Genomic DNA, 25712 nt, shown 5'->3' with positions numbered 1-25712 from the left:
TTGCCGATATTATAGCAATTATGTCGGCGCAGGCGGGTAAAATGATGGGAAAAGTCGGTTTAAAACGTTAACCGCCGTACCAAGGCTTTAGCCTATAGCCACACCTCAACCCTCTCTTACTCTAAGGACTTATGAACCCTACCGCCTTTAGCCAAACAGAAGAAACCCTTAAGCATTGCCGTTTAACCCAAACCCTTAGCCCCGCCCAAGCGACGGTGCTGGCAGAGCTATTGGCGGCCAGCGAACCCTGGTTAACCTTAAATATTTCGGCATCAGCCTTGGCTAAATACCTGTTGCGCACCGACCCGGCTTTAAAGCGTTATACGGTGGAAGTACAAGGGGTTCTGGCGGGGGTTATCTGCCTGCGCTATCCGTGGCTGCGCGGGCCTTATATTGAACTGTTGGGCTTGGCGGCGGATTTTAGGGGGCTAGGTATCGGTGGTGAACTGTTAGCTTGGGCGGAAAGCCAAGCCCGCTTGGAATGCCAAAACCTCTGGGTGGTCGCTTCGGCGTTTAATCAGAAGGCCTTGGCGTTTTACCAGCACCACGGTTTTGGGCCAGTCGGCCTGTTGCCAGATTTGGTCTTGCCTGGGCATGATGAAGTGTTACTGCGGAAAAGCTGGGGTTAAATAGCCGCTGCCGTTCAACAGATCAGTATCAGGGCGTACAGGGCAGGCAAACACCGTTTGCTTTTCCTACATGGTACAACCTTATCTAAACGCAAAACTCAGATGTAGCCAAACCAGATAAACCGACCATTTGAGTGTAGGGTACATCGCCAAGGCACATTGGGCATATTGCAGGGCGGCCATTTTTTTACCGCCCCGTGCCAATTCTTCACTAATGACCTTATACAAATAAGACAGGCTGATGCGGGTGTAATACAAGGCGCATGGGCTGTCGCACGCCATCAGCAAATGCTGGTAAGCGTTGACTTCCAGCAAGCGTTTATTTTGCAGGCTCAGGCTGTTCGACACCGACATATCCAAGCGTTTGGCGGGCGCATTATGTACTGCGCAAATGCTGGGGCGGAATAAAATAATCTCGGCCGCATCACAAACACGGATAAACAGGTTAATGTCCTCGCAATAATTAATCTGTTCCCAAAAACCGCCTATTTTGTCTAACAAGGCCTTAGTCGTGATAGTGATGTTAAGGTGTGCATAATCGGGATAAGACAGGATTTGTTGGCGCGAGACCGCGTAGACATCATAATCCGCCAGTTTTTGTGCCGATTTTAAGGAATGCTCGACTTTTGGCATCATTTTTTCAATAATGACATTGCCGCTAGGGTCTTGCACTTGAATGCCGCCAAAATACACTTGCGCCGCTTGCCGCTCCATACAAGTGACCGCTGTGGCCAAATGCTCAGTGCACGTCCAAAAATCATCGTCATCACAAAACGTCACATATTTGCCTTGGGCTAAGGCAATACCTTTATTTCTAATGACCGAAGGCCCGCAGCCTTGGGTGTCAGGTGCGTGAACTTCGTGCCATTGGACACGGGAGTCATACTGTTGCAGCAACCCCCGGCAAATTTCGCGGTTAGCCAAGCTGGAACCATCATCAATGACCAACACTTCATAATGCGGATACGTCTGGGCTCGGATGGCATTCAAGCAAACTTGTAACAATTCACCACGGTTGCGGGTCGGGATAATAATACTGATTAACGGCTGTGCATTCATAAAATCAACGTTGGTTAAGCCAAGTGAGGGCATGGTTGACAAGTTTTTCCCGGTCTTGTGAACGCGAAAAGGTATGGTCGGCATCCGGCATATCGATACGCGTCAAGGCTTTGGCGGCTAAAACCGCCCGCCAACGCGCCGATAACGACACCAGTTCATCAAATTCTTTACCGATTAGGCTATAGCCGCTCATCAGTAACAGCACGGGGCCTGGAAATTTTGCCAAGCCTTCGCACATTTTTTCCTGGTAACTTGGCAGGCTTTCGAACTCTTGGCGCACCCGCGACTCTTGGACGGCCTCAAACAGCTTGGCATTACGCCAGAGATCTACCAGCGAAGTCATGGATACCAAGGGGTTAAACTGCAAGTTCAGCAATTTCAGCCAAAAGCTTTTTTGCATAATGCGCATCAAATAATAATGTTTGATATACATCCGCGCTTGAGTCGCTTCATTGCGTACCCAAGGGTTTTGCATGACCAGCCCGCTGACCCGCTTATCCCGCCAAGCGTACATCATCATTGCCGAAGCGGCATTGCATTCGCCCCAAAGCACAACGCTGGTCAAATCCGGCATCAGTGCCATCAGCTTATCGACGGCACTGGCAATGTCGGCGTTCACTCCTTCAAAGCCGACAAACTCGCCGGCACTGTCGCCAAAGCCGCGATAATCAAAACGCAACACCGGATAGCCGTCACTTGCCAGACGGCGGCTCCACAAAATGATTTGGCGGGCGCAGCCGACCCGATATTGCGGCCCCCCAGCCACCACGACGACAATGCCGATGTTTCGCGCCTGTTCGGGACGATGAAAAATGCCGATTTGTGCCACACCTTCACAGTCAATCAGCAAAGGGATTTCTTGTGTTTTTATCGTCATGTCCGCTCACCTAAGAAAATGCCGGTGGTTTTTGCCAATAAGTCGGGGGTCAGTTCGCGCTCATGCAATTGCCAGAAGGCAGGGCCTGAAAAAAACTGCGTAACCACTACCACGTTTTGGCTTTGCCAAGCAGCGACCACTTTTTGGCTGGCGATACTCAGCTCGGCCTGATCTGCCAGCGTCAGCTCAAACCAGTTGACCTGAAGGCCAGCGGGTAACCGGATAGCCACTAAGGCCTTGCTGTCAAGCGCCGCCGCCAACACCGGGCTGATTTCATAACCCGCCACTTCTAGCGGCTTACCCGCCTGTAACCGTTCACGCATTTGCTGGGTGGTTTCTTTCGGCTCGCCCCTGTCCATCAGCATTGCCAGGCGTATGCGTAAAAATTGCGTAAACAGCACTTTGCCTTCCAATACGGGTTGCCAAAGCAACAGACGGGTAAACCGTCCAGGGATTGCTGCCGCCAGTTCTGCCGCGACCACTGCCCCCAAGCGCAAACCCCATAAACCTATTTTGGTGTAACCCTGCCCTATCAACCACGCACAAGCCGTTTCGGCATCACGCAGCCATTGTTCCCAACGGGTTTCGCTAAAATCGCCGGCACTATCGCCCGTGCCATAGTAATCCAACAACAGGCATCCCACCCCGGCTTCGGCGAGCATCCGCGCCTGCATGGCGACCATCACCCGGCAACGGTTCAGCTCTTCGCCAAAAGAGGGCAAAAACAGTAAAACTTCGCCCTGCGGATCTTTAGGCGGCACGAACAGGCAAAATAATGGCCCTTGGCTACCGTCAATGAAGAAAGGCGTGAGGGTAACACCCAAATAACTAGGGTTCATAATTAGGACTCAATAAAGGAAGGGCTAATGCTCAACTTTTCGATGCCACAAAGGTGACCAAGCTGCCAAAGGTGGTAAACACGTCAGCGTTGATTTCGTCATCGTCAATGACACAGCCTACATTTTCCTCAATGGCGGTAATGAGGTTAACGACCCCCATTGAATCCAGCTCAGGCAACGCCCCAAGCAAGGGCGTATCAGCCTGATAGCTGTCCACCGCATCGCCTAACTGGAGATGCTGCCGTAAGATATTTTTTACCATTTGTTCAATTGCCATAATGTGCTTACTCAATAGTGCTATAAATTGTCATCGGATGCCCCTTACTTGCCAGACCGCGCATTTGCAAATGCGTGTGGCTCCCTAGCCCTTTACAAAGGGTGATTTTACCGTTTATTCGCTCCCAAAGGGGAGGCTATTTTGTCATCAGCCGATTTTTGACACGATTTTTGCCCTGAAAGGGTGGTGCTCTATTCGGGGTTATGCCACAAGCGGCGCTGCTTTTCCTTCTTTGTCTGTATTTCAAGGTCAGGATTCAGTTTACGGTCAATCAAGCCGGGGACTTTAGTAATGGGCGTGGCCATTTCTTTCAACAAAATGATTATGGCTACCAATTGCCAAGTCAAATCCAAATAAGACAGGCTTAAAAACGCCCCACCCGTCAGATAAGACAGCAAACTCAACTTAATCATGGTCGCCAAATCCCCCTGCCATTTTTTTTCAGGATTATTCTTCGTCAGCTTAGCAACCTGTGAACAATAACGCCAAGCCAGAAAAAAAATCGTCAAGAACAGCAGCAAGCCTATCCAGCCATGTTCGCCCAATACATGAAAATAAATGCTGTGGGCGACATAGGCTGGCATTTCGTCGGTATAGCCAGGCAAATATTGCCGATAAATAACCCGCGCCCATAGCTGGTAACCGCCGCCGAACAAACGGTCATTAGCGACGTGATAGGCAAACGTCCAAGCTCGGATGCGTCCTTGTGCGGACTCGTCCTGATCGTAGGTTTTGATGGTGTCCATGCGTTGATACCAAGATTCGGGCAGGAATTGGTAGAGCACCGACACCAAAATGATTAATGCCAGCGTCACCGGCACTTTACGCTTGCTTTGCAGCCAAAAATAGCCGCCCAACCCGCTCATAGCCAAAAAAGCTCCGCGCGATTGCGAGCCTAATGCAGAAAACGCCATGGCGACAATACAAAATAGCATCAATTGCTTTTGCCAATGCTGTTCAAGCTGGCCGCGCATATACACCATCAGCGGAATCACCATCAATTCGGCAACCGCCAAAGCGTTATTTTCTTCGAGAAATGATTCGGGTGGGCCAAAAACGTGGAAGCTACCGCCGCTCAACACGGTAAAAATGCCGCCTTTAACACCAAAAAAACCAATCGAGACAATAATCACCCAGAGCAATTGGTGGATACGTTCGCGGCTTTTGAACAAAGTCATTGATAAGAGGACCGGAAAAAATATTTTCAGGACGCGGATATAATATTCATTCGCGTCTACCGGGTTCATGGCAAAAATAGTCGAGACGCTCATCCAGAGCAAAAACACAATGATCAGCACCACCAGCTTATCTTTAGGCAAGGCCTTAGGCTCATTTGAAATGGCGTAAACCACAACAGTCAACAAGGCGATGATATAGGAAAACGGCAAGGTATAGGCGAACCCATAACAGAGCCGGTGCGGGTTCATAAAACCTAGCCATGACCAGACTAAAATGCCGACATAAGGCCTTTTTAAGGTATAAAAGCATCCCAAGGCAAATAATAAAGTGACCGCAATATCTCTCATGGTTATTTTTGCCAATGCCCTGATTTTATCAACAATTCTTTGAGCTTTTGTTTAGGGAAATTTTGCGCATAAATCAACTTGGCTTGCGCCAACGCTTCGGGATATTTTTTACTTTCAAACAAAAACAGGCCGTAGCTGTAGTTGATGCTAAGCTCATTAGGTAAGGCCTGCAAGGCTTTTTTATACAGCTCATTGGCTTCTTGCGGATGTTGGCTTTTGCGCAAATACGTCCCGTACATTATATAATTAAGGGGGTCTTGCGGGGCAAAATGAATTGCCCGCTGGAAATAACATTCCACAGGGGAAGGTAAAGGCCGCTTGGCTTTTGTGGCAATGTCGTGCTGATAAATCAATTGGTAGTGCATCAGCGTGCCTAAGGCCTTATGGTGGTTAGGGAAAGCCGTTACGGTATAATCAAGGTCTTCACCCAAATAACCGGTATTGCCTTTAATGAGCATTTGGATATCTTTGGTGTAATGGTACGTTTCGACAATATTGAGTTTGTCCCCCTTGTTCGCGGCATTGGTATAATCAAATGGCCCGTAACTTATCTCGCGGCCACTACAACGTTCGCCGTCTAAGGACACCCCTACCCAGGGGGCGAGGGTGGAGGCGGCCAAGGCGGCAGTCCCACCGACCGCTAGGCAACAGCCCAACGCCCATAGCCAGAGAGGTTTATAATGTTTGGCAGTCATAGGGTGTCACCTAAAAAAATGGTCTATGCAAAGAGTGTGCGGTTACGCTTAGCCGCCCTTAAGGTACAGCCAGACCATCCGCAACATAAATCTGAGCGGTGTGGCATCCCAAGGTGTAAAGCGCGGCAATTGCCAGACATCACTGGCCGCCGTCGCCACACCCGGATGGGTCGAGAAAGCCGCCTGATAGGGACACGCTTTGGCAATGTCCCGGTGGGCAAGTAAGTAATCATCGCCTAACCTGCCGTTAGGGTAGGCAAAAAATCGGATCGGGGCGGCTAACAGTTGCTCCAGGTAGGCTTTGTTCTCGGCAATTTCTGCCGTGGCGGTAGCCTTGTCCAAAGTCGCCAAAATCGGATGGTTAACGGTATGGCCACCAATTTCCATACCCTGCGCGTGCAGTTCGCGCAGTTGCGCACGGGTAAGCATCAGGTCGTCGGGCAACGGCGTGGCCTGTGCGGCAAGCGCTTGGCTATGCGCCAAGCGTTGTTCGGGCGGCAAATGTTTAAGGCACTTGAGCAAGGTGCGGGCGGTGGCGGCCCGTTGCGCGGGGCTGACCAGCGGCATTACGCCCAAACCGAAAGCGCTCAAATCCACTTCGGGTTGCGGGAGGTTACGGATAGCCTCAATAACAGTATCGTTCCACATCCGCCCACCTTCCAAGTAACCGGAGGCGATGAAAAACGTTGCGCTCAAATTCTGCTGCTTAAGGATAGGCACGGCGTTGCGTAGGTTATCGGCGTAACCGTCATCAAAAGTAATGGTGACGGCACGTGGCGGCAAGCTCCGGTCTTGTAAGCGGGCCACCGCCTCAGCCAACGGCAGGACATTAAAGTGCCGCGCCAACAGCTGCATTTGCCAGCTAAAACTGGCGATATCCGCCTCACCAGGACGCATAACATCCGGCGCGTCCAGCACTTGGTGATAAATCAGGATAAACAGCTTATTCTGTCCGCCCCTAGTCGATGCCCAGGTTGCGCAATGCGTAAGGAGAGAAAGTGCCAAAGCTTGCATCATTACCGATCCATTCAGGGTAAAATAACCTAAAAGCGGCTATTATAAACGCTAACTGGATTTTGTAGCGGCCCTTTGTCAAAGATTGCGGCTTTTCGGCATAAAGTGGCACGATAAAGCAACGGCATTTTGCCTTGCCGGGCATTACCCACTTGATTGCTCGGAAATTAATCAGGATAATCACCCGTCTGCCGAGGATTTGGCTAAGCATTATGGCGCAAATTCAGGATATGCCCGGTTGGGGCTGAACTTATCCCTAGCCGTGGCCGAAGCAAGCCTTAACCCTTACATTATTTTCAGCCCATCCTTTACTATTGCCCCGACTTCTTAAGGAACTTTTGTCTACATGAATACCTCCTCCCGTTTCCCCCTGCTCGACGACATCGCCAGCCCCGCCGATGTGCGCCGCCTGCCGAAAGACCTGCTCAAGCCGCTCGCCAAGGAGCTGCGCGAATTCCTGACCCAATCGGTGAGCGTGTCGGGGGGGCATTTCTCGGCGGGGCTGGGGACGGTGGAACTGACCGTGGCGCTGCATTATGTGTTCGACACCCCGTCCGACAAGCTGGTCTGGGATGTCGGCCACCAGGCCTACCCGCATAAGATCCTGACCGGGCGCAAGGGGCGGATGACGACGATCCGCAGCCGCGACGGCATCTGCGCGTTCCCGAACCGCAGCGAGAGCGAGTACGACGCGTTCGGGGTGGGGCATTCGAGCACTTCGATCAGCGCGGCGTTGGGCATGGCGATCGCCGCCCGCCTGAAGGGCGAGGACCGCCAGATGGTCGCCATCATCGGCGACGGCAGCATCACCGGGGGCATGGCCTTCGAGGCCATGAACCATGCCGGGTCCATCGACGCGAATTTGTTGGTCATCCTTAACGACAACGACATGTCCATCTCCCCGAACGTCGGGGCGATGAACAACTACCTGTCCAAGGTGCTGACCAGCCGTTTGTATTCGTCGGTGCGCGAGGAGAGCAAGAAGGTGCTGAGCAAGATGCCGACGGTGTGGGAATTGGCGCGGCGCACCGAAGAGCACGTCAAGGGCATGATCGTGCCGGGGACGCTGTTCGAGGAGCTGGGCTTCAACTACATCGGCCCCATCGACGGCCACGACGTGGACAGCCTGGTCGGTACGCTGGAGAACCTCAAGCACATCCAGGGGCCGCGGTTTTTGCACATCGTCACCAAAAAGGGCAAAGGCTACCCGCCCGCCGAGAAAGACCCGCTGGCCTACCACGGCGTGCCCGCCTTCGACCCCGGCAAGGAATGCCTGCCCAAGTCCGCGCCCTCGCCGCACCCGTCCTACACCGAAGTGTTCGGCAACTGGCTGTGCGACATGGCCGCGCAGGACAGCCGCCTGCTCGGCATCACCCCCGCGATGCGCGAAGGCTCCGGGCTGGTCAAATTCTCCCAGCAATACCCCGAGCGCTACTTTGACGTCGCCATCGCCGAACAGCACGCCGTCACCCTCGCCGCCGGGCAGGCCTGCGAAGGCGCCAAGCCCGTGGTCGCCATCTACTCGACCTTCCTGCAACGCGGCTACGACCAGCTCATCCACGATGTCGCCCTGCAAAACCTCGACGTGCTGTTCGCCCTCGACCGTGCCGGGCTGGTGGGCCCCGACGGGCCCACCCACGCGGGCAGCTTCGACCACAGCTACCTGGCCTGCATCCCCAACCTGGTGGTCATGGCCCCCGCCGACGAGAACGAATGCCGGCAGATGCTCAGCACCGGGTTTTTGCACCCCGGCCCCGCCGCCGTGCGCTACCCGCGCGGCAAAGGCCCCGGCACGGCGGTGCAGCCGGGGCTGGACACCCTGGCCATCGGCAAGGGCGAAATCCGCCGCCACGGCCAGCGCATCGCCCTGTTCGCCTGGGGCAGTTTGGTCACGCCCGCCCTCGCCGCCGCCGAAGCCTTGGGCGCGACCGTCGCCAACATGCGCTTCGTCAAACCGCTGGACGAGGCCTTAATCTTGGAACTGGCCGCCAGCCACGACCTGCTGGTCACCCTGGAAGAAAACGTCCTGTCCGGCGGCGCGGGCAGCGCCGTCAACCTGCTCCTGCAAGCGCGCAAACAGCTCAAGCCCGTCCTCAACCTCGGCCTGCCCGACAGCTTCGTCGAACAGGGCACCCGCGAGGAATTGCTGGCCTTGTGCGGCTTGGATGTCGCGGGGATTTTGGCCAGCATCCGGGCGTTTGACGGACAATAAGGCGATGTAAGTAACCGCTCAACAGGATAAGGGGCTTTTTCCCCTGACTTTCATTTGTTCAACAGGGATCTGCGAAGGGCGCACGGATGCACACCCTCAGGGGTGTAAATACCCACAGGAGGTAGAGCAACGCAAGCAGCGGTTGCCGAGAGGGCTGGGGTTGAATTCACGAATGTTAAAAGAATATACGCACACCTACTTATAAGCTCAGGGCGGACTTCGCAAGTTCCCCTTGGCTTTTATCCCCCATAACCCATCCAAACCACCAAACGCTGAGACCATGCGGCAGGCAATACCGCTAGCCACCAAGTGCCGAAATTTAGTGGGAAAGGGAAGCTGATGCGGCCTTGGTTACGGGCCAGGCCTTTGGCGATGAGCCGTGCGGCTTGTTCGGGGCTGCGCATGAAAGGTTTTGGGCCGGCCATTGCGTCGGCCATCGGTGATTGGGTATAACCGGGCATGACCACGCTCAGTTGCACATTATCGGCCTGTAGCCAGCCGCGCATCCCTTCGCCATACGCTTTCAGCGCGGCTTTACTGGCGCAATAGCTGGGCGTGACGGGCAGGCCATAATACGCGGCCAGGGAGCTGATAAGGGCAATTTGGCCGCTGCGGCGTTGGCGCATGGCCGGGGCTAGGGCATGGACGAGCGCCAAGTTGGCTTTGATGTTCACATCTAACAAGCTTTCCATCTCCGCCCACGATTCGCCTTGGCGGTTCTCGCCTTGGCTGATGTTGACACCCGCGTTGGCCAATACCAAATCAGGACAGGGCAGGCTCGCCAGCCAAGCTTGTAAGGCTGCGATGTCGCGCAAATCCAAATTATGGGTGGTGACGTGGGCCCCCGCTTCGGTGCAAGTGTGCGCTAAAGCGGCTAGGGCGGCGCTATTGCGGCCTTGTAAAATCAAGTGGTGGCCGGAGGCGGCATAATGCCGGGCCAGTGCCCCGCCAATCGCCCCAGTCGCCCCAGTGATAAGGATGGTCTGGCTGTCCGGCCTCATAATAAGGCTTCAAGTGGCGATTTCTCGCCATTGAGGAAGCGCGTGGCGTTTTTCACCGCCAGATCAATGCCCGGCTTGCTGTACAAGCTGCCGTTCACTTGGGTGGTGTAAATGACGGTGTTGCGGAAACAGCGGAATAGTTCTTGGTCGGGTTTCTCGTTATTCGTCCAAAACGCATCCAAGGGGCCTTGGAAGGTCAGGCCGCGTAGATTATAAATGGGGTTATTCAGGGTGATGGTCGGGCAGTCCAACTCCAATGCCAAGCCGCCTGCGGTGCTGTTGACCGTTACCAAGCCCCGCGCACTGGCGACCAATGTGTTGAGGTGGCCCGACTGCAAAAACAAGATGCGTCCGCTTAAGTCGAGTTTTTGCGCCAACTTTTCGATAATTTTCCCGTAATTGAGCAGGCCGGCATCTAAGGGGTGGGTTTTAATCACTAGCCAAGACTGGGTTGGGGCGTGGGCGGCAAATGAGCGCATGACCAGATCAATGACTTCGACCATATTGGTAAACGTTGAATGCACTTGTATTTGTGAGTCGCTGTTCAGTTGTAGGGGCAGCAGATAGAAGGGGATTTTTTTGCGCAGCAGGTGGTTGATGTCTTCGCTATCTTGTTTACGCGTCAGATGCAGCCTGACGAAGCGGTTAACATAACCGGCATATTCCAGAGGCACGGGATCAGGGGCATGGCTTTTATAATGCCGGAACAAGAACGGGTTGCTGAAGCCGGCGATATGGTACATGACATCATGCCCGGCCCGCACCCGAAAAGGCGAATGGAAGGTTTCGGTCTCAACCGGGGCGGGTATGTAGCTGGCGGTGTGCCTAAACCAATCAGGGTCCCTAGGCAACATAGAATAACCGTTCACACCTTCGCGCTCAAGCGTCATCCAGTAAGGGCGAAAATAGCCTTCTTCAAACACATGGGTGCGGATGCCGTGCTGCCGCGCGTGCTGTTTTGCCGCCAAATGGATGGGGCGGCAGTCGCCAAACAAGATTTGGTCGGTAATGGCGTATTTTTTTCTGATGGTCTCCAGCGTGTCGGGCAAATACTTAAGCTCGTTTTGGAACAGCGTGGCTTTACGCGGTGTCCAGTACAACATATCACCCGCGGTAAAATTGACTTTATGGACGGCATGGCCTAGGGAATGCAAATGGTCGGCCAACTTGGCAAACAAGGGCGAACACGGGCCTTGCAGGAGTAAAAACGAGCGTTTGCCCGTATTGGCTGCCGTTTGCCTGTGTATTTGTGCCTTAATGAAGATCATGGCATTTCCTCACGGTAAGCTTGAAGGGTTTGGTCGATTTGCGCTTCGGTATGTTCGCAGGAAATGAAAAACCGCAGCCGCGCACTTTTTTCCGATACCGCAGGATATAAGATGGGTTGGACGTTAATGCCTTTTTGGAAGAGGGCCTCGGACATGCGTACGGCACTGAGCGAACTGCCGGTTAGGGCAGCAATAATCGCTATGCCTTGGCTTTGCCCGGTATCCATCCCTAAGCGTTGGGCTTGCGCCAAGAAATAGGCGGAGAGCTGTTGTAAGCGCCGCACCCGTTCCGGCTCCTGCTTAAGGATGTGCAGGGCGGCTAAAGTAGGGGCGGCAACTTGCGCGGGCATTCCGACGCTGTATAAAAAACCGGGCGCCAGAAACTTCAGATGTTCGACCAGTGCCGATTCGCCAGCGATAAAGCCGCCACACCCGGCCAGCGTTTTACTGAGCGTCCCCATCCAAATATCGACTTCTTTACCGTCAATGCCGAAATGGTCACGGATACCTAAGCCGCTATTACCCATAACCCCCAGCGAATGGGCCTCATCCACCATCAAAAACGCCTTGTGCTTGCGTTTGACGGCAATAAATTCGGGTAAATCAGGATAGTCGCCGTCCATGCTGTACAGGCCTTCCAAAATAATCAGCACCCGTTCGTACTGGCGGCGATTTTCCTGTAAGAGCCTGTCCAAGGCCGCATAATCGTTATGCGGGAAAGACAGGCGTTTAGCCCCCGACAATTGCGCCCCGATTAATGAGCTATTGTGGATCAGCTCATCATGGACAATCAGGTCATTAGTCCCGAACAGGTAACCGATGGTGGTGACATTGGTGGCGTGGCCACTGACCATCACCACCGCATCATCAACACCGTAAGTTTGGGCGATGGCGGTTTCCAGTTGCCGATGCACGGGCCGTTCGCCCGACACCAAGCGGCTGGCCGATACCGATGTGCCGTATTGGTCAACCGCGTCTTTGGCGGCTTGCGAGACTCTAGGGTCGCCGGACAGTCCCAGATAATTGTAGCTGGCATAGTTGATATAGGTTTGCCCGCCGATTTGTGTGGTGGCGCCGGCCACCCCTTCATGCAGACGGAAAAATGGGTTACCCACCCCCAGTTGTGTGCTGCCTTTATAAATGAGCTGGATTTGTTTATAACCGGCCTGCTGGTCAAAACGGCACCACGCCTCAGGAATATCCGCATGTTTTGCTAACGGATTAAGGCCTGATGGGCTTTTCTCAAGCTGTTTCAGCTTATGCTCAAGGGCTTGCTGAATGAGCTTATCTTTAAGGTGTCCCGAAAGACTTTTGCCAGTCATAGTTAAGTGAGTATCCTGCTAGTACCGTTAGTTTCTATATCGTTGGTCAGCTGCACTAACTGTTCTGCCGTCAGTGCCGAGTCGTGCTGTTGTGCCACACTATGGATCTGCGCTTGGAGCCCGTCGCCGTTAGCGGCCACATCCGTATCGCCGCGCAAATGGGCGATTAAGCGTTCGGCCAGCTTGTTGATACTGGAGGCCTCGCTTAAAGCCATGACCGGAATCTGCACCTTAAAGCGGGCTTCGATAGCGATCATCAGTTCCACGCCCATTAAAGAATCCAGTCCCATGTCATACATGGAATGGTTGGCATCAATTTTGTCCTTACTTATCAGCAAAATCTGCGCCAATTCTTCTTTTAACATATCGGCGAACAGCGTTTTTAAGGCCTCGTCGGGCAACTCCTCGACCAGACGCTTTAGGTCGGCAGCAGAATCGTCGTGGTGTTCCTTGCCGGGTGCTTGGAGTGCCAATTCCCGAAATTTGGGTGACGGGGCACTCGGTAAGAAACTGCTCAGATGATGCCAGTCATAAGCCATAATCCCTAAAGTGCCGCTATCGTTCTGGAGCAGTTGCCCCAGTTGTGCCAAGGCCAGTTCGGAAGCGAGGGCAGGGCCGCCTAAACGGTTTTGCAAGGCTTCCTTAATTTTCGGGTTACGGGCCAAAAAGCCCACGTCATCAATCGCACCCCAAGCAATGCAGGTGGCGGCTAAGCCTCGTTGCCGCCGATGCACCGCTAAGGCTTCCAACCAACTGTTGGCGGCGACATAATGGCTTTGCCCCGGATTGCCGAACAGCGTGGTCACCGATGAATACAGCACAAAGAAATCCAGTGGCAGCGTCGCAGTCAGTTCATGCAAATGCAATGCCCCGTCAATTTTGGGTGCCATCACCTTATGCAGTTGCTCAGCATTGAGGTTTTTTGCGAAACCATCCTCAATAACGGCCGCCGCATGGATAATACCCGCTAGCGGTGGCATGGTTGTCCGGCATTGTGCTAAGAGCCCGGCGACGGCGGCTTTATCGGTCACATCGACAGCAGCAGCGTGGACGGCGACCCCTTGGGCGGCAAATTCTGCTAGGGCAGCTTGGGCTTCTGGGGAAGCCGGGCCGCTCCGGCTGACTAAGATTAGATGTTTGGCACCGTGGGCCACTAACCATTGGGCAGATCTTAACCCGAAACCCCCTAATCCTCCTGTGACAAAATAACAGTTGTCGGCGCTAAAATGCACGGGCGGCACGGTGTCGGCCTGTATCGGGTCGGTTTTGTCAGGAATGCCCTGTTCATAAGTGACGACAATCTTGCCGATTTGTTTGGCCTGCTGCATATAGCGGAAAGCATCGACCACTTGGTTGGCATCGAAAGTGGTGTACGGCAAAGGGTGCAGGATGCCGTCATGAAACAGCCCCATCATTTCTGCAAACAGGCGTTGCGTCAATTCTGGCCGAACTTGCATCAGTTGGTCGGCATCTATGCCGAAGTAGCTGATATTATTTCGGAAAGGACGTAAGCCGATGTGGGTGTTTTCGTAAAAATCGCGTTTGCCCAATTCCAAAAACCGCCCAAAGGGTTTTAAGACTTGGAAATTACGGTTAATAGCTTCACCCGCCAATGAATTCAATACCACATCGACACCGTGTCCGCCCGTCTGCGCAAGAATATCTTCGGCAAAGCGTAAGGAGCGGGAATCATAAATATGCTTGATGCCCAGCAACCGCAAAAAGTCGCATTTTTCTTCAGTGCCTACCGTAGCATAGACTTCCGCCCCCAACCATTGGGCGATTTGGATGGCGGCAATGCCTACCCCGCCCGCCGCTCCGTGGATCAGGACTTTCTCGCCCGCTTGTAGGCGGGCCTGATGGTGTAGGGCGTAATAGACGGTGAAAAAAGTGCTGGGTATCGTGGCGGCGGCCGCGTAACCGATGCCATCAGGGATTAAGGTAATGGCATTGGCTTGGGTCACCACCCGATTGCTGAAACAGGCAGGCCCCATGCCCACCACCCGGTCGCCCGGCTGATAAGTGCTCACGCCTGCCCCAATGCGGCTGACCCGTCCGGCAAATTCCAAGCCTAAGGTTGGGCCGACAAAGCCATTTTCAACCGCCTCGTCCGACAATAGCCCTAGGGTATACATGACATCACGGAAATTAAGGCCGGTGGCTTTTACTTCGATTTCAATTTCATCGGCTGCTAGGGTGCGGGTCGGCACCGTTTGCCAGTGCAGATTGCGTAATTGGCCGGGTAATTTAAAGCCTAAACGCACGGTCGGAGCCGTCGCGTCAGCGGTGGCTTTAGGGGTACTGCGGCCAGCGGTGAGTTTGTCCCAACTGCGCAAACGCGTGGCAAACCGCCCACCCTGTGCAGTCAACACGATTTCTTGCTCATCATCGGGATAGAGCAATTCTTTGGTAAGTGCCGTTAAAAGAGCGGGGCTGTCGCCATTAAGGTCTACTAACTGTATACGGTATTGGCTGCTTTCGTTCATTAGGCAGCGCCCGAAACCCCATAAGGCGGCATCATGGGCGATGCTGTCGGCAGTGATGTCCGTGATAGCTTGGTCGCAGGCGAACAAGCCTGCCACTTGTGACGTGAGCAACCAGACCGTCGTATTGGCGGCGGTGTTTTCACAGGCGCGGACAATATCGCTGGCCAACCAACAGCGTTGGGTTTGGTAACTGGCTTGTGTTTGCCCAAAACCGGCCAAATGGACGATATGTGTGTAGGCCTGCGCCAAAACGGCGGCGAAACCGTCTTGCTGGGGGGCGGCAATAGCGACTTGCTGGCCTAAGTTGCGCAAGGCAATGGCCAACGCTTGGGCGCGGCTATATTCCGGCTCTTGGGTATCCGCCAGTAATAGCCAGGTTTGGCGGTTTTGGGTGGTATCCGCAGGCTTAGCAAGGGCGGTATGGGTGGTCAGGATATAAGTGCCGGAATAGCAATCGGGCATCAGCTCAAAGCAATCGGTTGCACCAAAACCTAAGGTCTCCAGTTGCTTACTGACCATTTCGGCACTGAGTTGCGGTGACAAGTAACCGGTTTCGGCATTGCCCAGCCACCAGTCGGAAGCCAAGCCCAGCACGGCATCAATCCAGCGGGCCGGTTGCAGGCCGATAATCCAAACTGGACTCCCAGGCACCAGCAACGCGCTTAATTGCCCTAAAACTTGTTGGGTGATTTCGGTCTGTCCGGCATTCAGATGGACAATGGCAAAATTGGCGGGTTTTGCCAAGGCTTGCCGATTGTCTTCGGCAGTTTCCGACCAGCGTAGGCTATGCAATAAAGGGTAACTTTCGCAAAGATGGCGGGTAGCGGTAAAAGCCGTGTCACCAATGCTGGCGACGGTGTAATCGGCTTGGTTAAAATCCCATTGCGGACATAGCAAGGGGGCAAACGCCGGACTATGCGCACTGATTTCCAAGACTTTAAGGCGTTGCCCCGCCGGTAAATTGGAGATAAGCTGCTGATACTGCTGAACAAATTCCGAAGCCACCGGGCCTTTGCTGGTGTGGGCAAAAACATGCTGGTTGATCGCCGTATATAACGCCGCTTCGATACCCAGTTGGCTGGCTTGGCGTGTACCGTCCAGCAAACTGCGCAAGTGCATTCCGGCACGTCCGGCCAGATGGGTCAGATAGAAGTAATCTGGATAGTCTTGCACCAAGGTGTGCCAGATTGCGCTAGCGGGAACCTCTAATTGTCCGGCTTCGCGGTTAAGCTCCCAGCCGCCGTCAGCCGTCGCTAAGATAAGTTGTTGGTCGGCGGCGACCGCCAGTAAGGCCGCTAACAGCGGAGCCGTTTCGGGATGGCTTTGGTGATGCGCCGCCAACCAAACGGGGCTTAATAAACCTTGCCCATCCGCCATAGCGTTTAAGGTTTCGGCGATAAATTGCTGGCATAAGCTGTCCAGTAACGGTTCCACTTCCGTGCTGTAGCGCAGTGCCGCCGTTTGATATGCAGGGCTGAGCTGGCCGTTAGCTAAGGTAAAGGCCACCGCTAAAGGCTCTGCGGTACCCAGTGGGGCGGCAGTCAAATGGTAATCCAGATACTGTAAGGCTTGGGTGTGCGCCTTATGCAGGCGGATCGCCCGGAAGCGCACGTCTTTCAGTACGGCAACGGCCTCGCCTTGCGCATCGAACAGCGTGAATTCGGCCTTTAAAGAATGCGCCCCACGATGCAGTAAACGGGCGTGGGCCCAAAGTGGCGTAGCTTTTGTGCTACGGACATGCAGCCTGCCCATTTTAACGGGGACAAAAGCAATATCCCGATGTTGGTGCAGTTCGTCTTTCAGGACTTGGAAAATTAACTGGAAAGCATTATCCAGCAAGGCAGGGTGCAGATAATACGCTCCCAGCCCTACGCTAAGGGCGGCGGCAGGGGTCAGCCGCGCGATGGCGCTGTCACCATCCAGCCAACCTTCGGCGATGGCCTGAAAGGTCGGGCCATAATCCAGCCCGACGGCGCGGGTTAATTGGGCATGGCTAGCCCCGTCAAAATCAGCAGCGCGTTCCGGCAGGCTAGGCATCGGCACTTGCAAGTGCTGGCCGGTCGGGTCGCTTAACACCCGTCCTAAGCTATGTTGTAGCCACTCTGAGGGCTTGTTGTGGTCACGGCTTTGGATGGTAAAGCTACCGTCAGCCGTTAAAGCCAAGCGGATAACTTTGCTGTGGTCATGGCTGAGTAATAAAGGGGCACGGATTTCTAATTCTTCAATATCAATAAAATCCGTGGCGTGGCTTAAATGTGCCGCCGCCAAGGCCAATTCGGCAAAACCAGCACCAGGAAAGACCACCGCGCCGCCGACATTGTGGTCGGCCAAAAAGGCCTGCAACTGGGTGTCCAGTTGGTTTTCCCAAATCAGCGCGTGTTGTTTTAAGGCGTGGCCCAACAAAGGATGCAGGGTACTTTGATACAGTAGGCCGTGCGATTCCGCTGTAATGGGGTGCCAAAGCGTTTCCCGTTGCCAAGGATAATTGGGTAACAGCAGGTGCTGCCCTGCGACCGGGAACCAACGTTTGTGGTCGAATGCGGCACCTGATAACATTAATTGCGCGGTACTCTGCAATAATTGGGCAAAGGTATCGTTATTACGCGTCAGGGTCGGGATGACCAGCCCGGTATAGTTACCGTTTTTCAGGCCGTCATTCAAATAAGCTTGGAGTACCGGATGGGCGCCAATCTCCACAAAGGTGTTACAGCCAGCCGCTAAGAGGGCGTTGGTAGCGCTGGCAAACTGCACGGGTTCGCGGATATTGTGCCACCAGTAAGCCCCGTCGAGTTTTTCATCGAGCAGGCACTTTCCGGTTACTGAAGAGTAAAAAGGTAGGATGGGGCGGTTGACGGTAAGCCCCGCCAAATCTTCGCGTACCCCCGCCTCAATAGGGTCCATTGCCGGGCTGTGGAAAGCGTAGTCTAAATCTAAGCGCTTGAAAAAAATCTGCGCAGCGCTTAACAGGCTTTCCATACGGGCCAATTGTCCGACTGCCCCGGCCAAGGTGACGCCCCGGTGGCTGTTAATGCCCGCCAGATAGACTTCATCCAGACCGTTGGCGGTCAGCCATTGGCGCATCGCCTCGGCATTCATGCCGACGGCGGTCATACCGCCTGAGCCTTGGGTTCGGCCTTGATGGTGGCTACGGTAAAAAATCACCTGTACGGCGGCAGCTAACGACAATGCCCCACACGCCCACGCGGCGGCGACTTCACCGACACTATGCCCGATGACCGCCATCGGCTCGCAACCGTGTTCGCGCAAGACCTCAGTAACGCCCACTTGCAGGGCAAATAAGGCGGGTTGGGCTATTTCCGTGCGTTGGTAACGGCCTTTACCGTTGCGGCCCGCCAATTCATCGGCTAAAGAAAAATCGGCGTAGGTTTGGAACAGCGCGTCGACTTGCGCCACTGTCCGGCGGAAGGTGGCCGATTGCGCCAACAATTGTTTGCCCATGTTTTGCCATTGGCAACCGTTACCCGAATAGACAAACGCCAAGCCTTGGGCTTGGGGCAGATGCGGGCCGGTATAGGCGCGTAAGGTGGTGGGCTGGGTTTTGTCGGGCGGCGTAGTTTGGGCGGCGAACTGCTTAAGTTGGATGGCGGCATCATCCGCTGTCGCGCTGAACACCACCAAGCCGTGGGCATGGCGTTCGCGCTGGAAAAAGGTGTTATACGCCAAATCATACAGTGCCAAGCCAGGATGCCCGGCGGCAAAATCTGCCAGTGCCGTCGCCAGCTCCTGTAAGGCCGTCGGGTCTTTGGCCGTTAACAGCAGTGGTACGGTCTGCGCGGGCGGCACGGGGGTTCGGGCTTTTTTCAGCCGTCGGGTGGGTGGGGTCTGTAAAATGACATGGGCATTCGCGCCGCCAAAGCCAAAGGAATTAACGCCGATGGTCAAGCCGCCTTGGCTTTTTAAAGACCGGGGGGCGGTGACGATTTTTAGGTTCCAGTCTGCCAGCTTAATGTTCGGATTGACACTCTTGATGCCGATGGTCGCCGGCACCGCCCGGTGGTGCAGACAGTTTAAGGCTTTCGCCAAGCCCGCCACGCCTGAGGCCGACTCCAAATGCCCCAGATTACTTTTCACCGAGCCAATTAATAGCGGTTTCCGGCGTTTTTGCCCTAAGGCCAAGCCAATGGCATGGGTTTCGATAGGATCGCCCACTGCCGTTCCCGTACCGTGTGCCTCAAAGTAATCAATATGGTTAGGGTCAATGCCTGCTTGCGCATAAACTGAGCCCATCAACGCGGCTTGGGCATGGGGATTGGGGATGGTCAGGCCGGATTTATGGCCATCCGTATTGACCCCGTTGCCCGCCACCAAAGCCAGGATCGGATCGCCATCCGCCAAAGCCTGCTCATAATTTTTTAAGAAAAACAGCCCACCGCCTTCCGAACGCACATAACCGTCACCGGACGCATCAAAGACATGGCAACGGCCTGTTTTGGACAGCATGGTGGCTTTAGAAAAGGTGATAAACGCATAAGGGTGCAAGTGCAGGTTAATGCCGCCCGCTAAGGCTTCGCTGATTTCTCCCGACCGGATAGCTTGGCAAGCCTGATGGAAAGCCACCAACGAAGAAGAGCAGGCCGTATCCATAGAAATGCTCGGGCCATGCAAATCAAAAACGTAGGAGATCCGGTTCGACGCGATACTGGGGATCATGCCGGTCGCCGCCGACGCTTCAATAGCCGCCAAGTCGTCCGCCATGCGGTAGGAATAATCGACATTGGAAATGCCGATATAAACGCCACATTGGCTACCGCGCAAAGAGGCCGGGGCTATCCCGGCATTTTCCAGCGTTTCCCACGCCAATTCCAATAACAGCCGTTGCTGGGGGTCCATAAACGCCGCTTCGCGCGGGGAAATGCCAAAAAATGCGGCATCAAAGCCGGATATGTCACCCAAACTCCCTGCCGCAAAGCTATAGCTGCTGCCAGGATGGCGTTTATCGGGGTGCAAAAAGCGCTCTTGCGCCCAACGTAAGGCATCGACATGGGTGACCATGTCTTTATTGGCCAGCAGATCGCCCCAGAAGCGTCGGGTGTCTGTGCCGGGAAAGCGTACAGAATAAGCTATCAGTGCAACACGGTTATTCATTCTAAAGTGTTTGTCCTATCGCTAAGGTGGGTGAATGAATAGAGCGGAACAGGCGATCGGATACATCAGCATCGCTATCAGTTAGTGTCCGCATTATTTTTGCGTCATAGCCAAAACTGAGTGGAGATAAAAACTCAAAGGCAATATATAGGGGTTTGTTTTTCATGACAAGGTAACTATGCACCATAAAAAAGCTCCAAAAAACCTTGACTTGGCGATTTTGGCTTATGATGTAAATTTTAAATGGGTACAGCCGTGACGGTTGTGGGTATTCTATGGGTTAAAAGAGTGGAGGTATCATTATTCTAGCAATAATAAGACCAGTGTTTCTATTGCTTAACGTGGCGTAGGCAGTTTACTGTGTTAAACACAAACAGTCGAGTGCATTGACGAAATGTACTGCCCTACAACCTTTGCCAATAAGATTCCCCACCGTCATTTTTAAACGTGACCAACAGATACAGAGGCTAAAACCTAATCGGCATCATCCTTAAATAAAAAAGGTTTATTTTAATCATCAATATCATCCATTTTATAGGCAGACATTTGTGCATTTTGCTGACCCAAAGGTACAGACTAACATACGAAGCTTAATTATTAATTAAGCCCGCTGCTATGGAACCCATAGTTAAATGTCATTAGACACGAAGGACACGATATTTTTCAAGCCATTTCTTTGCCTTCTTCTTGTCCGTCATAGTATTTTTCAGGGCGACAAGATCTGGTAACCCTATTTTACCCCTTAATCACCAAGCGGCTTTACTTGACCATTATACAGCGTACAGGATAACGTTTTTTGCATAGCACTTGCCTTTTAAAGCGGGTTATTCTATTTAATTAAGCAACAAAATTGCTGGCTTATCGCTAAAGCTTGGAAACTTGCGCCCCTACCCGCCGGAAACTGAGCGCTGACAAGCTATGGTTGTCCATGCCAGTGCCGCTTGTGGATGATATGCCATTGCAACAGCAAGCGACAAAGGGGGTCGACGATGAAATTGGCGTGTCCGATAAGAAAGCAAAAGCCACTTTCACCTTGGCTGTGATGTCGCGCGTGGGTTTCCATGGAATACATCAGACGCATTTTTTGCAACACTTTAATTGCCGCTACGCCCCACGGCATGGTTTTTGAACCATGAACCCAACTGTGGACATGATTGGTGTGCAATACGCCCACTGAAATGATGAGCAAAGCGAAGGCTAAATAAACGCTGAGGGCATTTTGTTCGCTACGGGTAGCCAGTACCAGCGCCGTGATCAGCAACATGGCTGAGGGCACAACCGTTTCATAAAAAAAACTGGCATAGCGTCGGTTCAGATAGGGCGAGACATTGCGGTGATGCACTTTAAAATGGTAAACCGACATATCCAATCGGCTGGAGTTTTCGACAATTTGCCGTTTTTTATCGGCAAAATCCGGCGTGTTTCTGTCGCCTGGATAAAAGTACAACTCGTCATAGTGTTTGGCGTAATTTAACGGCTGGTAGTCGATAAACAAATGTGCCAGACCGCCGATAAAGTCGGCGATAAATAACGACACATAAAGCACGGCAAGAAAGGATAAGGCTGAAAACTGCTGCCATTGGATAAGGTAAAAGCCTGCTATCAATGCCAAGAAATAGCTGAGAATAAGCCAGGAGGTCAGTTTAGCGTAAAATGGCTGCATGGAGTGCCTTGTCATTAGAGGGAGTTAAGCCGCTGCAACGGACGTTTTGGCCACCCTGCCTGTAAAAATGCGTGTCCGCTGTCCAAGTAGGCTGGTGCTATACTTCAAACGGTCAAGTTTTCGGTTTTTTGGTAGGGTACGCTGTACCCTCAGGGGCATAAATGCGTACCTTTAAAAAATCATAATAAAATCAGTGAAAAAGGTACGCACAGCGTACCCTACGGTGAATTGTAAAAGCCGAAAATTTGGCCGTTCACAGTATATCTTGGGTTGCCCAGCTTGCCTGCACGGAATTTTTCAACCACGCGGCAATCCGGCGTGGCCTACCGTAACACCGCGCTCAGCCCCAAAAACGGCTATGGAACATGATCGCCTCTTTGTAAATGGTAGGCATCTTCAAAGCCAATTATCGCCTATTTATAAGCTATTTTTGGGGTGTAAGCAATGGGGTAATTTGGGATATTAGGTCGTCTTTGGAGACTTCACCCGGTTTTCTATAGATGATTTGCCCTTGTTGGTTGACAATTACCGTGTAAGGCACGGCCTCCATTGCGTCGCCGAATTCACGGGCCAGTGCTGCCCCGGTGGTTTCGGCCAGCAATAACGGATAGTTGATAGCCATGTCCTCATGAAAGTTTTTCACCGCTTTCGCTTCATCAATAGCGATGCCTAAAAAAACCACTCCTTGGTTGGCCCATTGGTTTTGTAAGGCGACAAAGGTCGGTATTTCTTTACGGCAGGGCGGGCACCAGGTCGCCCAGAAATTGACGACCAGGATTTTGCCTTGCCATTCAGCGCTGCTGTGGGTTTTGCCCGCCAGATCCGACAAAGTGAAGGCTGGCATGGGAGTCGGTTCGGTGTTGGCCAGCGAGGTCAGCAGATGCTTGGTGAGAATGCCGGCGGCTAAAGCGAACACAGCAGCCAATAAAATCAATCCGGTATTTTTCATGGTTGCAACGCCGCTAAGGTTTTTAGGAAGGTATCGGCATCTTGATAACCGACCACCCGTTGCGCCGCCTGTTCTTGGCGGTCTTGGCCGAAAAACAGGATAGCGGGTGGGCCCACCAACTTGAAGCGGGCCAATAAGGCTTGGTCATCGGCATTATTGGCGGTGACATCGGCTTGCAGCACGACAAATTTCGCCAACGCCGTTTTGACTCTAGCATCGGTAAAGGTATAAGCCTCCATTTCTTTACAGGAAATGCACCAATCCGCATAAAAATCCAGCATGACGGTTTGGTGTCGGGCAGCGGCTTGCTGGATTTTAGCCTCCAGTTCGGCCAGCGTCGCCACTTTGCCAAACGTAAGCCCGGTATCGGCGGCTTGTGCCGTACCCGAAGCCGCCAAGCCTTGCAAAGGCTTTAGCGGGTTGCTATTACCCATACTGACACCTATCAGCACCAATAAACCGTAAGCCAACATCAATACGCCCAAACCTTTTGCTAATTTACGCCAACCTGAGCAGTCCGCTGGCAATGGCTCCAAGGCGTTCAGATAAACGGACGGCACTATTAACAGTACCGCCCATAACGCCATGCTGATGGCCGGGGACAAAACCCGGCTGAGCATCCACACCGCCACCGCCAGCATAATCACGCCGAACACCACTTTGGTGGTGTTCAGCCAATCGCCCGCTTTCGGCAATAAATGCCGTGCCGAAGCCCCTAAGACCAATAATGGCATCCCCATACCCAGCCCCATAAAAAACAGCGCCGCCCCGCCTAACAGGGCATTGCCGGTCTGGCTGATAAAAATCAGCGCCCCTGCCAAAGGGGCGGCGACGCAAGGGCCGACGATCAGCGACGATAACGCCCCCATAATCGCCGCGCCCCATAAGGAGCCGTCACGATGGCGTTCGCTGGAATTATGCAGCCGCGCCTGTAAGGCCTTGGGCAATTCTAAATGGTAAAAGCCGAACATGGACAAAGACAGCACCACAAATACGGCACTAAACAAGACAATAATCCACGGTTGCTGGAACGTCGTTTGCAAATTTTGCCCGAACAGGGCGGCCAGTACCCCAAACAACGTATACATCACCGCTGAAGCCAGCACATAGCTCAGAGACAACAAAAAAGCCCGGAAGGTGCTGATGCGGTTGCCGTGGCCGATAATAATGCCCGATAAGATAGGTATCATCGGGAAAATACACGGAGTGAAGGCTAGCAGTAGGCCAAAGCCAAAAAAGCTTGCCAGCGTCGCCAGCGTGCTGTCTTGGTGCAGACTTTGGGCAATGGCATCCTGTTCCGATAAAGATGCAGGCGTAAGGCTTGGGTTAGCCGGGGCGGCGGCGGCGGCGGTGGCGGCAGGTAAGGCTAAGCTGATGGTTTTGCTCATCGGCGGATAACACACGCCCCGGTCAGCGCAGCCTTGGTATTTCGCTTCCAAGCTGATGGTGGTGGCCGCCGTACCCGCACGGTTTAGCGGGACGTTAAACGCCAGTGTGTTATGGAAAATTTGCACTTGCCCAAAGGCTTCATCGTGTTGTGGCGTACCGTTGGGGATGCTATACGCGCCCAATTGGCTGCCGTCAGTCTGGGTCAGCGCCAATTGGACTTTTTCGCGGTATAAATAATAGCCTTCGGCAATCGTCCAATTGACTTGCACCGTCTGGGCATCTTTAACCGTCGCCGAAAACTGGAAGGCCTGTTCGGGCGGCAACAGCTCGGCGGCGGCTTGGAAACCGGAAAAACCCTTTACCCAACGCGCCAAGGGGTTGGTAGCCGGGGTGGCGCTGGCCGTACTGGCGGCTGGAGTTGGGGGTAAGTTGACGGTTAAGGTCTGCTTTTGCGGCGGGTAACACACGCCACGGTCGGCACACGCTTGGTATTGCACAAACAGCTCCAAGCTGGCGGCATGGTTAGGATTGTTGAGCGGCACGGCCACTTGGAGTTGGTGGTGGTAGTGCTCAATATCGCCCAAAAATTCATCATGCTTGATCAGCCCGTCAGGATACACGCCCTCGCCCAAGGTCACCGCGGCGGTTTGCGATTTCAGGCGCATATTATTGCGGTATACCGAATAACCGTCGGCAATCTCCCACGTCAGTTGCAACTGTTGGTCGCTGAGGGCTTGGGCACTGAGCTTAAAGGCTTGGGCAGGGGGGAGTAGGGTGTCGTCGTCGAGTGCAAAAGCGGCTTGGCCTACTATCGCCAGCCAGCAGAAAATTATTGTTTTGTAGAAAGGCATGTGGTGATCCAGTCCAAATATTCAGGTAAACCGCGTTCTATCGGTACCGCGATGATTTCAGGAAGCTCGTAAGGATGATATTTAAAGAGTAAGGTTTCAATCGCCGCGTAATGGCCGATACTGGTTTTAATCAGCAGCAACTGCTCCGTTACCGATTCGATTTGCTCCTCCCAACTGTAGACAGAGGTGATTCCTGGAATAATGTTCACGCAGGCCGCGAGTTTTTTGCTGACCAATAAGTGGGCAAGCTTTTTCGCGGTGGCCTTATCGGGACAGGTGCAAAGGATAAGTTCAACGTTAGTTGGCATGACGGCATCTCACTAAAAACGGGCAGAGCAATATTATCCTAGAATTTCACCCAGATTACCCTTATATTGTCGGGTTAAGAGCATTTAACCCGATGTTCACGTTTTCATAAAACCCGTCCTGAATAGGGTGGGGGATTTGTTAAAAACACAAGTCTGTAGAGTAAGGCGGCTCCCTCCCCTGATGGGGAGGGCTGGGGTGGGGAGAATAAAATCAATAGCTTATACATATAGCTCAGAGATT

General features: G+C 53.4%; 17 protein-coding genes. 2 read left to right on the top strand and 15 right to left on the bottom strand.

Annotated elements, in window-relative coordinates; genetic code table 11:
* Positions 1-131 precede the first annotated feature (131 nt).
* Positions 132-629, top strand: a complete 498-nt coding sequence (locus tag CEK71_RS04385) for a GNAT family N-acetyltransferase (RefSeq protein ID WP_088618246.1) — start codon at positions 132-134, stop codon at positions 627-629.
* An 81-nt stretch (positions 630-710) separates the two neighbouring features.
* Here the strand turns inward: CEK71_RS04385 and CEK71_RS04380 are convergent, their stop codons facing one another.
* The 7 genes from CEK71_RS04380 to CEK71_RS04350 form a co-directional block, all read right to left on the bottom strand.
* Positions 711-1688 (bottom strand): glycosyltransferase family 2 protein, encoded by a 978-nt coding sequence (locus CEK71_RS04380; RefSeq protein WP_157678985.1) that lies wholly within the window; start codon positions 1686-1688, stop codon positions 711-713.
* Between the two features lie 4 nt (positions 1689-1692).
* Positions 1693-2565 carry a hydrolase 1, exosortase A system-associated gene (locus CEK71_RS04375; protein ID WP_088618245.1) on the bottom strand — a complete coding sequence of 291 codons (873 nt, stop codon included), beginning with the start codon at positions 2563-2565 and terminating at the stop codon, positions 1693-1695.
* Positions 2562-3404 carry a hydrolase 2, exosortase A system-associated gene (locus CEK71_RS04370; RefSeq protein ID WP_088618244.1) on the bottom strand — a complete coding sequence of 281 codons (843 nt, stop codon included), beginning with the start codon at positions 3402-3404 and terminating at the stop codon, positions 2562-2564. Before CEK71_RS04370 ends, CEK71_RS04375 begins: the two co-directional genes overlap by 4 nt.
* A 31-nt stretch (positions 3405-3435) precedes the next feature.
* Positions 3436-3681, bottom strand: a complete 246-nt coding sequence (locus CEK71_RS04365) for an acyl carrier protein (RefSeq protein WP_088618243.1) — start codon at positions 3679-3681, stop codon at positions 3436-3438.
* A 191-nt stretch (positions 3682-3872) separates the two neighbouring features.
* Positions 3873-5207: a putative O-glycosylation ligase, exosortase A system-associated gene (locus CEK71_RS04360; RefSeq protein ID WP_088618242.1), complete on the bottom strand. Its 1335-nt coding sequence runs from the start codon at positions 5205-5207 to the stop codon at positions 3873-3875.
* 2 nt (positions 5208-5209) lie between these two features.
* On the bottom strand, positions 5210-5902 hold the full coding sequence (locus tag CEK71_RS04355; protein ID WP_088618241.1) for a tetratricopeptide repeat protein: 693 nt from the start codon (positions 5900-5902) through the stop codon (positions 5210-5212).
* A gap of 48 nt (positions 5903-5950) precedes the next feature.
* On the bottom strand, positions 5951-6919 hold the full coding sequence (locus tag CEK71_RS04350) for a polysaccharide deacetylase family protein (protein WP_232463764.1): 969 nt from the start codon (positions 6917-6919) through the stop codon (positions 5951-5953).
* 343 nt (positions 6920-7262) lie between these two features.
* Here CEK71_RS04350 and dxs point away from each other — a divergent pair, with 343 nt between their 5' ends.
* Complete coding sequence (gene dxs, locus CEK71_RS04345; RefSeq protein ID WP_088618240.1) at positions 7263-9128, top strand: 1-deoxy-D-xylulose-5-phosphate synthase; 1866 nt, start codon at positions 7263-7265, stop codon at positions 9126-9128.
* A gap of 239 nt (positions 9129-9367) precedes the next feature.
* Here dxs and CEK71_RS04340 read toward each other — a convergent pair whose 3' ends face one another.
* The 8 genes from CEK71_RS04340 to cutA all read right to left on the bottom strand — a co-directional run bounded on the left by CEK71_RS04340 (position 9368) and on the right by cutA (position 25471).
* Positions 9368-10129: an SDR family NAD(P)-dependent oxidoreductase gene (locus tag CEK71_RS04340; RefSeq protein WP_088618239.1), complete on the bottom strand. Its 762-nt coding sequence runs from the start codon at positions 10127-10129 to the stop codon at positions 9368-9370.
* A complete protein-coding gene (locus CEK71_RS04335; protein WP_088618238.1) occupies positions 10126-11397 on the bottom strand; it encodes a capsule biosynthesis protein in 1272 nt (423 codons plus the stop codon). Before CEK71_RS04335 ends, CEK71_RS04340 begins: the two co-directional genes overlap by 4 nt.
* The gene (locus CEK71_RS04330; protein ID WP_088618237.1) at positions 11394-12719 is read right to left on the bottom strand and encodes an aminotransferase class I/II-fold pyridoxal phosphate-dependent enzyme; all 1326 of its coding nucleotides are present in this window, start codon (positions 12717-12719) and stop codon (positions 11394-11396) included. The genes CEK71_RS04335 and CEK71_RS04330 overlap by 4 nt, the downstream gene beginning before the upstream one ends.
* A 2-nt stretch (positions 12720-12721) precedes the next feature.
* Positions 12722-20311, bottom strand: a complete 7590-nt coding sequence (locus CEK71_RS04325; RefSeq protein WP_088618236.1) for a type I polyketide synthase — start codon at positions 20309-20311, stop codon at positions 12722-12724.
* Positions 20312-21227: 916 nt separating this feature from the next.
* Positions 21228-21974, bottom strand: a complete 747-nt coding sequence (locus CEK71_RS04320) for a fatty acid desaturase CarF family protein (protein ID WP_157678983.1) — start codon at positions 21972-21974, stop codon at positions 21228-21230.
* A gap of 424 nt (positions 21975-22398) precedes the next feature.
* Positions 22399-22923, bottom strand: coding sequence for a TlpA family protein disulfide reductase (locus CEK71_RS04315; RefSeq protein WP_088618234.1), 525 nt, complete (start codon positions 22921-22923; stop codon positions 22399-22401).
* Entirely contained in the window at positions 22920-25163 is a 2244-nt protein-coding gene (dsbD, locus tag CEK71_RS04310) for a protein-disulfide reductase DsbD (RefSeq protein WP_088618233.1), read from the bottom strand. Before dsbD ends, CEK71_RS04315 begins: the two co-directional genes overlap by 4 nt.
* A complete protein-coding gene (gene cutA / locus CEK71_RS04305) occupies positions 25142-25471 on the bottom strand; it encodes a divalent-cation tolerance protein CutA (protein ID WP_088618232.1) in 330 nt (109 codons plus the stop codon). The genes dsbD and cutA overlap by 22 nt, the downstream gene beginning before the upstream one ends.
* Positions 25472-25712: the final 241 nt, after the last annotated feature.

Origin of the sequence: Methylovulum psychrotolerans (genome assembly GCF_002209385.1) — a bacterium.
Taxonomy (GTDB): Bacteria; Pseudomonadota; Gammaproteobacteria; order Methylococcales; family Methylomonadaceae; genus Methylovulum; species Methylovulum psychrotolerans.
The sequence above is the reverse complement of the archived record's forward strand: the minus strand, read 5'-3'. Positions and strand labels throughout refer to the sequence as shown.

Bases quoted from the DNA above. Each gene is read 5' to 3' on its own strand.
- CEK71_RS04385 (WP_088618246.1), top strand. From the start codon at position 132: ATGAACCCTACCGCCTTTAGCCAAACAGAAGAAACCCTTAAGCATTGC.
- CEK71_RS04380 (WP_157678985.1), bottom strand. From the start codon at position 1,688: ATGAATGCACAGCCGTTAATCAGTATTATTATCCCGACCCGCAACCGT.
- CEK71_RS04375 (WP_088618245.1), bottom strand. From the start codon at position 2,565: ATGACGATAAAAACACAAGAAATCCCTTTGCTGATTGACTGTGAAGGT.
- CEK71_RS04370 (WP_088618244.1), bottom strand. From the start codon at position 3,404: ATGAACCCTAGTTATTTGGGTGTTACCCTCACGCCTTTCTTCATTGAC.
- CEK71_RS04365 (WP_088618243.1), bottom strand. From the start codon at position 3,681: ATGGCAATTGAACAAATGGTAAAAAATATCTTACGGCAGCATCTCCAG.
- CEK71_RS04360 (WP_088618242.1), bottom strand. From the start codon at position 5,207: ATGAGAGATATTGCGGTCACTTTATTATTTGCCTTGGGATGCTTTTAT.
- CEK71_RS04355 (WP_088618241.1), bottom strand. From the start codon at position 5,902: ATGACTGCCAAACATTATAAACCTCTCTGGCTATGGGCGTTGGGCTGT.
- CEK71_RS04350 (WP_232463764.1), bottom strand. From the start codon at position 6,919: ATGATGCAAGCTTTGGCACTTTCTCTCCTTACGCATTGCGCAACCTGG.
- dxs (WP_088618240.1), top strand. From the start codon at position 7,263: ATGAATACCTCCTCCCGTTTCCCCCTGCTCGACGACATCGCCAGCCCC.
- CEK71_RS04340 (WP_088618239.1), bottom strand. From the start codon at position 10,129: ATGAGGCCGGACAGCCAGACCATCCTTATCACTGGGGCGACTGGGGCG.
- CEK71_RS04335 (WP_088618238.1), bottom strand. From the start codon at position 11,397: ATGATCTTCATTAAGGCACAAATACACAGGCAAACGGCAGCCAATACG.
- CEK71_RS04330 (WP_088618237.1), bottom strand. From the start codon at position 12,719: ATGACTGGCAAAAGTCTTTCGGGACACCTTAAAGATAAGCTCATTCAG.
- CEK71_RS04325 (WP_088618236.1), bottom strand. From the start codon at position 20,311: ATGAATAACCGTGTTGCACTGATAGCTTATTCTGTACGCTTTCCCGGC.
- CEK71_RS04320 (WP_157678983.1), bottom strand. From the start codon at position 21,974: ATGCAGCCATTTTACGCTAAACTGACCTCCTGGCTTATTCTCAGCTAT.
- CEK71_RS04315 (WP_088618234.1), bottom strand. From the start codon at position 22,923: ATGAAAAATACCGGATTGATTTTATTGGCTGCTGTGTTCGCTTTAGCC.
- dsbD (WP_088618233.1), bottom strand. From the start codon at position 25,163: ATGCCTTTCTACAAAACAATAATTTTCTGCTGGCTGGCGATAGTAGGC.
- cutA (WP_088618232.1), bottom strand. From the start codon at position 25,471: ATGCCAACTAACGTTGAACTTATCCTTTGCACCTGTCCCGATAAGGCC.